At 66.8% G+C, this 2,687-nt stretch carries 3 protein-coding genes; all 3 read left to right on the top strand.

The window, feature by feature from the left end; genetic code table 11:
• On the top strand, window positions 1–957 hold a 957-nt coding region (tuf, locus tag Q7S93_RS05345; protein WP_304712705.1), incomplete at its 5' end, for an elongation factor Tu.
• Between the two features lie 234 nt (window positions 958–1,191).
• Complete coding sequence (locus tag Q7S93_RS05340; RefSeq protein WP_304712704.1) at window positions 1,192–2,037, top strand: GIN domain-containing protein; 846 nt, start codon at window positions 1,192–1,194, stop codon at window positions 2,035–2,037.
• A gap of 294 nt (window positions 2,038–2,331) precedes the next feature.
• Window positions 2,332–2,640 (top strand): 30S ribosomal protein S10, encoded by a 309-nt coding sequence (rpsJ, locus tag Q7S93_RS05335; RefSeq protein ID WP_199616223.1) that lies wholly within the window; start codon window positions 2,332–2,334, stop codon window positions 2,638–2,640.
• Window positions 2,641–2,687: the final 47 nt, after the last annotated feature.

The following is a 2,687-nucleotide window of genomic DNA, read 5'->3' as shown; positions in this document are numbered from 1 at the left end:
CACGTCGACTGCCCTGGCCACGCCGACTATGTGAAGAACATGATCACGGGCGCGGCGCAGATGGACGGCGCGATCCTGGTGTGCTCGGCCGCCGATGGTCCGATGCCGCAGACGCGCGAGCACATCCTGCTGGCCCGTCAGGTTGGCGTGCCGGCCCTGGTGGTGTTCCTGAACAAGGTCGACATGGTCGACGACGAGGAGCTGCTGGACCTGGTGGAGATGGAGCTGCGCGAGCTGCTGTCGTCCTATCAGTTCCCGGGCGACGACATCCCGATCACCAAGGGCTCGGCCCTGGCCGCTGTTGAAAACCGCGACCCGGAGATTGGCGAGCAGGCGATCCTGGCGCTGATGAAGACGGTGGACGAGTACATCCCGCAGCCGGAGCGTCCGGTGGACCTTCCGTTCCTGATGCCTGTGGAAGACGTGTTCTCGATCTCGGGCCGGGGCACGGTGGTGACCGGTCGTATCGAGAAGGGGATCGTCAAGGTCGGCGAGGAAGTCGAGATCGTCGGCATCCGTCCGGTGCAGAAGACGACCTGCACGGGCGTCGAGATGTTCCGCAAGCTGCTGGACCAGGGCCAGGCGGGCGACAACGTGGGCGTGCTGCTGCGCGGCACCAAGCGTGAAGACGTCGAGCGTGGCCAGGTGCTCTGCAAGCCGGGCTCGATCACGCCGCACACCAAGTTCGTGGCCGAGGCCTATATCCTGACCAAGGAAGAGGGTGGCCGTCACACGCCGTTCTTCACCAACTATCGTCCGCAGTTCTACTTCCGGACGACGGATGTGACCGGGATCATCAAGCTGCGCGAAGGCGTGGAAATGATCATGCCGGGCGACAATGCCGAGCTGGACGTGGAGCTGATCACCCCGATCGCCATGGACCAGGGCCTGCGCTTCGCCATTCGCGAAGGCGGCCGCACGGTCGGCGCCGGCGTGGTGGCCAAGATCGTCGAATAGTCCAGGCCTCAAACCTGTGACCTAAGGCCAAGGCCGCCGGGGAAACCCCGGCGGCCTTTTCCGTGGGGCGACCTGCGGTGAGTCGGGCGCCTGCCCGCCTGCGCGGGGCAGGGGAGGGGACCCTCGGACCCTCGCCGGCCGGGCGGGATGACCGCCGTGTCATGACCTCGAATTAAGCTGTGTCGGCCCCAGAGCCCCGCTAGCCTCCTCTCAGGACGAAGAAGGGGAGCGCCCATGCGCCGTTCGATGACGATTTCCGGGCTGGCCCTGGCGGGCCTGGCCGTGGCCGGCGCCGCCCAGGCCGCCGAGGTCCATGTCAGGGACGCCGTCGCCCGGGTGGTGGTCGTGCCCGAGGACCGCCAGGACATCCGGGTGGATATCCTGTCCACCAATCCCAGCCTGCCGCTGCAGGTGCGCTCCGACGGCGCCGATGTGATCGTCGATGGCGACCTGGACCGCGCCATCCGGTCCTGCCGGACCCGCGGCGGCCGTCCGTCCGTCACCGTCGCCGGTGTGGGGGAGGTGGCCTATGACGACATGCCCCAGGTGGTGATCCGCACGCCGCGGGACGCCGAGGTCTCTGTGGGCGGCGCCGTCTTCGGCTCCGTGGGCCGCAGCCAGAGCCTGAGCTTCTCCAACGCCGGGTGCGGCGACTGGACCATCGCCCATGTGGCCGGCAAGCTCAGCCTGTCGCTGGCCGGCTCCGGCGATGTGCGCGGTGGAAATGCAGGCGAATCGAATCTGCGCGTCGCGGGCTCGGGAGATCTCAGCCTGCGTCAGGTCCGGGGCGCCCTGAAGATCGATGTGGCGGGCTCCGGCGACGTCAAGGTGGCCGAGGTGGTCGGGCCGTTGCTGCAGGTCCGGATCGCCGGCCCCGGCGACGTAGATGTGGCCGCGGGCCGGGTGGACAACTTCAACGCCAACATCGCCGGCTCCGGCGACGCCAGCTTCGGCGGCGAATCGGGCGCCCTCCAGGCGCGGATCGTGGGCTCGGGCGACGTCGAGGTCAGGCGGGTTCGAGGCCAGATCGAGCGCTCCGTCGTCGGTTCGGGCGCCATAACCGTCGATGAGGCCCGCTGATTGGGTCGATCAGCGGCGAGCAGCCCTTGACGGGAGCGAGTCGCGTGGGTACTAACGCGCCTCCTGTTGGACCGGCTGTGCGGCTTCTGTCGCAGACGCGGTTCGCAGAACGACCTGGGATCGACAGCTCCGGCTGAGGTTTCAGGGGGTGGCCCTCGCGGTTACGCGCGGGCCGAATTCGTTTTTGCGGGCTACGCGTACGGCGCCTTTCGCTTTGGAGGCTCCGGAGTTGGTCTTTGAAATGGTCAAAGTCACGCGGGCGGACCGCCGTCTGTAGGGAAAATTAAGAGCGATATGGATCGTCAGAACATCCGCATCCGGCTCAAGGCCTTCGATCACCGCGTGCTGGACCATTCCACTCGTGAGATCGTCAATACGGCCAAGCGCACCGGCGCCACCGTCAGGGGTCCTATTCCCCTGCCGACCCTTATTGAGAAATTCACCGTCAACCGCTCGCCGCACATCGACAAGAAGTCGCGCGAGCAGTTTGAAATCCGCACGCACAAGCGTGTGCTCGACATCGTCGACCCCACCCCGCAGACCGTGGACGCGCTGATGAAGCTCGACCTGTCCGCCGGCGTGGACGTCGAGATCAAGCTCTGAGGGGATTGATCCGATGCGTACCGGCGTGATCGCCAAAAAGCTGGGTA

It is taken from the genome of Phenylobacterium sp., assembly GCF_030646615.1.
Taxonomy (GTDB): Bacteria; Pseudomonadota; Alphaproteobacteria; order Caulobacterales; family Caulobacteraceae; genus Phenylobacterium.
The sequence above is the reverse complement of the archived record's forward strand: the minus strand, read 5'-3'. Positions and strand labels throughout refer to the sequence as shown.